The 7,708-nt window shown below is 52.8% G+C and carries 1 protein-coding gene; it reads left to right on the top strand.

What is annotated here, in order from left to right; genetic code table 11:
• Window positions 1-7,708, top strand: a 7,708-nt coding sequence (locus tag ABR397_RS21540) for an amino acid adenylation domain-containing protein (protein ID WP_350307503.1), incomplete at both ends; no start/stop codon positions are given.

Genomic DNA, 7,708 nt, shown 5'->3' on the forward strand with positions numbered 1-7,708 from the left:
GCAGGGATTGACACAGCCCGTGCAGGTGGTCTGGCGTCAGGCGCCACTGTCAGTGGTCACTTTTGAGCCCGCTTGCGCAGAAAATGTGTCGGCCCAATTACAGGCGCACACTGATCCGCGTCAACGCCAGATCGATCTTAGCCGGGCGCCGCTGTTTGCTGCTGACATGGCTCACGATCCAACCAGTAATGAATGGCTGTTGGCCCTAAGTCTTCACCATTTAGTCTGTGACCATATGACGTTAGGGCTTATCATTGCTGAAATTATTCAGTTGTTACAGGGGCAGACAGAAACCCTACCGACTCCTCTACCTTACCGTAACTTTATCGCCCAAACCCTGAGCGTGCCAGTCTCTGTGCATGAGGACTATTTCCGCGCCCGACTCGCTGATGTTGATGCCCCAACAACGCCTTTCGGCCTGCTTAATATACAGGGCGACGGCGAGGATGTGACCGAAGCCCGTTTGCTGCTGGATACCACGCTGGCGCAGGCGATCCGTATGCAGGCCCGCCGTCTCGGTATCAATCCTGGCGTATTGTTCCACGTTGCCTGGGCTCAGTTGTTAGCACAGACCAGCGGCCATGACGATGTGGTCTTCGGCACTGTGCTGCTTGGCCGTCTGCAAGGCTCAGCTGGCGCCGATCAGGTGATGGGGATGTTTATCAATACTCTGCCAGTGCGGATTCCCCTTGCTGATCGCAGTGTACTGGAAGTCGTACGCACCACCTACCACGATCTGATGACACTACTGGAGCATGAACAGGCGCCCTTGACGCTGGCACAGCGTTGCAGCGGTGTGAACCCGCCACTACCACTCTTCAGCGCCCTACTTAACTATCGCCATAGCCAGTCAGGTACGGCTAATAAGGCCTGGGATGGTATGCGCATGTTGAACGAAAAAATACGTACCAACTATCCGTTGACCCTCTCAGTAGATGATCTGGGGGAAGATTTCAGCCTGCTTGCCCAAGCTGTTGCGGACGTTGAACCTTTACGGTTGATAAACTACTTGATCACTGCGATCAGTGGGCTGGTTGAAGCATTGGCAACTGAATCCCAGCGCCCCATTCTGAGCCTACCGATCCTGCCTGCCGCTGAACGTCAGCAGCTATTAGTGGATTTCAATGCTACACAAGCAGACTTCCCGCAGACGGCCCTGATCCATGAGCTGTTCGAGCAACAAGTTAAGCGTACTCCTGACACCATCGCCGTAGTGTTTGAAGGTCTGTCACTTAGCTATGCTGAACTGAACCGTCGTGCCAATCGTCTGGCCCATTACCTGCTTGCGCTGGGGGTTCAGCCTGATGATCGAGTAGCTATCTGCGTTGAGCGCAGTCTGGAGATGGTGGTGGGACTGCTGGCTATTCTTAAATCTGGCGGCACCTATGTACCACTGGATCCGACCTATCCTACAGAACGGTTGGCCTATATGCTTGATGATGCGGCCCCAGTTGCTCTGCTCACCCAGTCTACACTGGTTGAGGTACTGGGCTGTAATCTACCTACTGTATTACTTGATAACCAAGAATTATCTGTTTTCGATAAAGAGCCGGAAGAAAACCTCAATGCTCAGGCACTGGGGCTAACTTCACGCCATCTGGCCTATGTGATTTATACCTCTGGCTCCACCGGGCAACCTAAAGGGGTGATGGTTGAGCACCGCAGCCTGTGTAATCTGGTTAATGCGCAGATAAAGGCGCTTAACATTACAGCCGATAGTTGCTTATTACAGTTTGCTTCTTTCAGTTTCGATGTCTGCATGCAGGAATGTTGTATGGCTCTCCTGACAGGGGCCCGCCTCCAACTCGCTCAACGTACAAAGCTCCTGCCTGGTTCTGAACTGTTCCATACCCTGAAAGAAAATGCCATTACTCATATGCTTCTGACGCCGACGGCATTAGCTGCATTGGACACAATACCGGAGACACTACAAACTCTGGTCGTCGGTGGCGAGATTTGCCCTCCAACGCTGATCAAACGCTGGGCAATAGGGCGACGCATGATCAATGCCTATGGCCCAACGGAAAGTACCATCTGTGCAACTTTCTACCTATGCAATGCCCAAGATGAGAAAGTACCTCCTATCGGCCAGCCTATCGCCAATACCCAAATCTATATTCTGGATACACAGGGTCAGCCCGTGCCGCTCGGTGTGGCCGGTGAAATCCATATCGGTGGGGTAGGGGTGGCCCGCGGTTACCTTAACCGCCCGGTACTGACAACGGAGCGTTTTATCCCCGACCAGTTTTCCACTGCCTTTGGCGCCCGTCTGTATAAAACTGGTGACCTCGGCCGCTGGCTGCCCGACGGCAGTATCGAATACCTGGGCCGTAACGACTTTCAGGTCAAGTTGCGCGGCTTCCGTATCGAACTCAGTGAAATCGAAGCGCGCCTCTCTCAGTGTCCAGGAGTGCGTGAGACGATCGTTATCGCCCGCGAAGATATCCCCGGTGACAAACGTCTGGTGGCCTACGTCCGGCCTCAGTCCGGCATTGAACTGGTGCCGGCTGAACTGCGCTGGCAACTGGCACAGCACCTAGCCGAATACATGCTACCCAGCGCCTTTGTGACACTGAAAACCTTCCCGTTCACGCCTAATGGCAAGCTTGATCGCCAAGCACTGCCGGCTCCTGACCAATCAGCGGTAGTCACCCGTGACTATGAGGAACCCGTCGGTGAACTGGAAACAATACTGGTGCAAATTTGGCAGGAGTTGCTGGGCTTGGAGCGTATCGGGCGTCACGATCATTTTTTTGAGATCGGTGGTAACTCGCTGATAGCTGTCAGCCTGATTGAACGGTTGCGCGGTCTAGGTCAGGCGCTTGATGTGCGCAGTGTTTTCTCCGCTCCCGTACTCACCGACATGGCTCAGGCGATACAAGCACATCAAGGTAAACCTGTCTTCATAGTACCGCCTAATCGCATTACCGAAGATTGTACCGTCCTCACTCCAGACTTATTGCCATTGGTGACGCTGTCCCAGACGGAAATCGACTCGATCGTTGAAACGGTGGTCGGCGGTGCGGTTAATGTACAAGATATCTATCCACTCGCTCCGTTGCAGGAAGGTATTCTGTTCCATCACCGAATGCAGGAGCAAGGGGATACCTATCTGTTATGCAGTCAGATAACCTTCAACACCCGTGCACGTCTTGATTCCTTCCTTGACGCACTGCAACAGGTGATCAACCGTCACGATATTCTGCGTACTGCCATCTGCTGGCAGGGACTGACCCAACCCGTACAAGTGGTCTGGCGTCAGGCATCCCTGTCGGTGAACACCTTTGTGCCGGCCTCGGCAAACAATGTGCTGACCCAGCTACAGACCCACACCAACCCACGTCGGCGTCGGCTCGATCTCAGTCAAGCACCTCTGTTCGCTGCCGATATCGCCCATGACCCAGCTAACCATGAGTGGTTGCTGGCATTGAGTTTCCACCATTTGGTCGGTGATCATATGACTCTGGCGCTTATCGTTGATGAAATCTGCCTGCTGTTACAAGGGCATACAGAGGAACTATCCAATCCTCTGCCTTACCGTAACTTTATCGCCCAAACCCTGAGCGTACCAGCCTCGGTGCATGAGGACTATTTCTGCGTTCGGCTCGCTGATGTTGATGCCCCTACAGCCCCTTTCGGCCTGCTTAATATGCAGAATGACGGAGAAGATATTACCGAAGCCCATTTGCCACTGGATACCACGCTGGCACAGGAGATCCGCAACCAGTCCCGTCATCTGGGTATCAGCCCGAGTGTACTGTTCCATGTTGCCTGGGCTCAGGTGTTGGCGCAGACCAGTGGCCGTGACGATGTGGTTTTCGGCACAGTGCTGTTAGGCCGCCTGCAAGGCTCTGCCGGGGCCGATCGCGTAATGGGAATGTTTATCAATACCCTGCCGCTGCGAGTATCCCTTGTCGGTCTCAGTGTGCTGGAAGTCGTGCAGGCCACCTATCGTGACCTAATGACTCTTTTGGAGCATGAACAGGCTCCCCTGGCGTTGGCTCAGCGCTGTAGTGGGGTAATTTCACCGATGCCATTGTTCAGTGCCTTACTCAATTATCGCCATAGCCAGCCAAATGCGGATAATATGGTCTGGAACGGCATGCGCTTGCTAACTACCGAAGATCGCACCAACTATCCGCTTTCTCTTTCTGTGGATGACTTGGGGGAGGGTTTTAATCTGGTGGTTCAGGCTGTGGCGGGAATTGATTCCGCTCGGGTCGCCAACTACCTGACTACAGCTATCAATGGCTTGGTTGATGCCTTGGCAATCGAACCTCAGCGTTCTGTTCTGAGTCTGCCGATCTTACCTGCCGCAGAACGGCAACAGCTACTGGTGGACTTCAATACCACTGAGGTCAACTTCCCACGGAAGACTTTGATCCATGAGTTGTTTGAGCAACAGGCAGAGCTCGCTCCTGACGCTACCGCCGTAGTGTTCAAAGAATTCTCCATCAGCTACAGTGAACTGAACCGCCGTGCCAACCAACTAGCCCATCATCTGCTTACTTTGGGCGTACAGCCGGATGACCGGGTCGCCATTTGTGTTGAACGTAGCCTGGAGATGATCGTGGGCTTACTGGGCATTCTCAAGGCGGGTGCAGCCTATGTACCATTGGATCCGGCCTACCCAGCCGAGCGGTTGGCCTATATACTTAACGATGCGGAGCCGGTTGTTCTACTTACCCAATCAGCCCTGAGCAAAACGTTGGGCAGCAGCCTGCCTACTGTGCTAATCGACATCTCCATTTTTGGCGCTTACGCAGAGAGTAATCCTGATATTCATACACTGGGATTAACCTCACACCACTTGGCGTATGTCATCTACACCTCTGGTTCTACGGGCCATCCTAAAGGGGTAATGGTTGAACACAGCAATATCGTTGCATCCACTTATGCTCGACAATTGACGTATCCGCATTTCGAACGGTTTTTACTCTTGTCTTCAATCGCATTTGACAGTTCCCTCGCCAGTATCTTCAGTACACTCACGCGCGGAGGATGTTTATGTCTTCCAGAACAAGCGATTACTGTCAACCCTACAGCCATTTTGCAGGCTCTACGCCAGAATGACATCAGTTGCCTATTATGTGTGCCATCTTTGGCCCTCAGTCTGTTGCAACTTGCTAATAAAGAAGATATGGCATCCCTCCGAGCCCTTATTGTGGCAGGTGAACGCTGCCTACCTGAACTTTATACTCGAATTGAACAGTTAGAGTTACCTATTGCTCTCTATAACGAGTATGGACCGACAGAAACTACAGTATGGGCCTCGGTTTATCAGGTCATATCCCACGACTTGTTCAACGTCCCTATCGGCCAACCAATCGCTAATACTCAGATCTATATTCTGGATACGCAGGATCAGGTTGTGCCGATTGGCGTGGCTGGTGAAATCTATATCGGCGGGGCTGGTGTTACTCGCGGTTATCTTAATCGTCCAGAACTGACGGCAGAACGATTTATTACCGACCCATTCTCAACTACGCCTGGCTCACGTATGTACAAAACGGGTGACCTTGGACGTTGGTTGCCCGATGGCAACATCGAATATCTCGGCCGTAACGATTTTCAGGTCAAGTTGCGCGGTTTCCGGATTGAACTCGGTGAAATTGAGGCACAACTTATTCAGTGTCCTGGCGTAAGCGAAGCCATTGTCATCGTTCGTGAAGATATTTCGGGAGACAAACGTCTGGTGGCTTATCTCCGGCCTCAGTCCGGCGTTGAACTGGTGCCGGCAGAACTGCGCCAACAGCTTGCGCAGAAACTGACTGAGTACATGATCCCCAGCGCATTTGTGATGTTGGAAACCTTCCCGCTGACGCCTAACGGCAAACTCGATCGTCAAGTTCTGCCAGCACCTGACCACTCTGCTGTAGCAACACGTGTCTATGAAGCACCAGAAGGTACATTGGAAACCGCACTGGCGCAGATCTGGCAAGATTTACTGGGGCTAGAACGCGTCAGCCGTCATGATCACTTTTTCGAACTCGGAGGTCATTCACTGATGGCCGTCAGCCTGATTGAACGATTGCGTAATGCTGGCTGGTTGCTTGATGTGCGTAGCGTTTTCTCCACACCAGTACTCACCGAAATGGCTCAAATGATACAAGCACATCAAGGTAAACCTGTCTTCGTCGTACCACCTAATCGCATTACCGAAGATTGCACTACCCTCACCCCCGACCTACTGCCGCTGGTGACGCTGTCTCAAGCGGAAATCGATATCATTATCGACACCGTTCCCGGCGGTACGGCCAATGTGCAGGATGTCTACCCGCTAGCCCCATTGCAGGAAGGCATTCTGTTCCACCATCGGTTGCAGGAGCAAGGGGACACTTATCTGTTATGCAGCCTAGTGGCCTTTGATACCTGTGAGCGCCTTAACGCTTTCCTTGGTGCCTTGCAACAGGTGATCAGCCGCCACGATATCCTGCGTACCGCTATTTGCTGGCAGGGATTAACGCAGCCTGTTCAAGTAGTTTGGCGTCAGGCCCCACTACCAGTGAATACTTTTGTGCCCACTTCAGAGAATAATGTGTTGGCCCAGTTGCAGGCCTACACCGACCCGCGTCAACGCCGGCTAAACCTGAATCAGGCACCGTTGTTTGCCGCTGACATCGCCCATGACCCTGCCAACTGCGAGTGGCTGCTGGCACTGAGTTTCCATCATCTGATCAGCGATCATATGACACTGGAACTTATCGTCTCTGAAATCAACTTGCTGTTGCAGGGACGTGCAGAGGGTCTCCCTGTACCACTGCCATATCGCAACTTTATTGCCCAAACGCTGAGCGTACCGGCCTCCGTGCATGAAGACTATTTCCGTGCCCGGCTCGCCGATATTGATGCACCAACAGCACCTTTTGGTCTACTTAATGTGCAGGGTGACGGTAAAGATGTGGTTGAAGCCTATTTGAAGCTGGATATCACGCTGGCACGGGAGATCCGCAGTCAAGCTCGTCGCCTGGGAATCAACCCAAGTGTACTGTTCCATGTTGCCTGGGCTCAAGTGCTGGCACAGACCAGCGGTCGTGATGATGTAGTCTTCGGCTCTGTGCTGCTCGGCCGGTTGCAAGGCTATGCCGGTGCTGATCAGGTAATGGGAATGTTTATCAATACGCTGCCAGTGCGGATATCCCTTGCTGGCATCAGTGTACTGGAAGTGATGCAGACCACTTACCATGACCTAATAGCGTTACTAGATCATGAGCAAGCCCCTCTGGCGCTGGCCCTTCGCTGTAGCGGTGTGACACCACCGATGCCATTATTTAGTACCCTGCTCAATTACCGGCATAGCCATTCAGGGGCGGCCGATGATAAAGTTTGGAAAGGCATGCGTATGCTAACAGCAGAAGAACGCACAAACTATCCATTGACCCTCTCAGTGGATGACTTAGGGGAAGACTTCAGCCTAGTAACCCAGAGCATCTCGAGGATTGATCCCTCCCGACTGGCTAACTACCTGATTACAGCTATCAGCGGCCTGGTTGAAGCTCTGGATAACGAACCTCAGCGACTTGTTTTGAGCCTGCCAGTTCTGCCTACTGCTGAACGTCAGCAACTTTTGATGAATTTCAACGCCCCCCAAACCGATTTCCCGCAGACCGCCCTGATCCATGAACTGTTTGAACAACAGGTTCAGCTAGCGCCTGACGCTACCGCCGTGGTGTTTGAAGCACAGTCCCTCAGCTACGGCGAACTGAAC

This window comes from Photorhabdus viridis (genome assembly GCF_040256935.1).
Classification (GTDB): Bacteria; Pseudomonadota; Gammaproteobacteria; order Enterobacterales; family Enterobacteriaceae; genus Photorhabdus; species Photorhabdus viridis.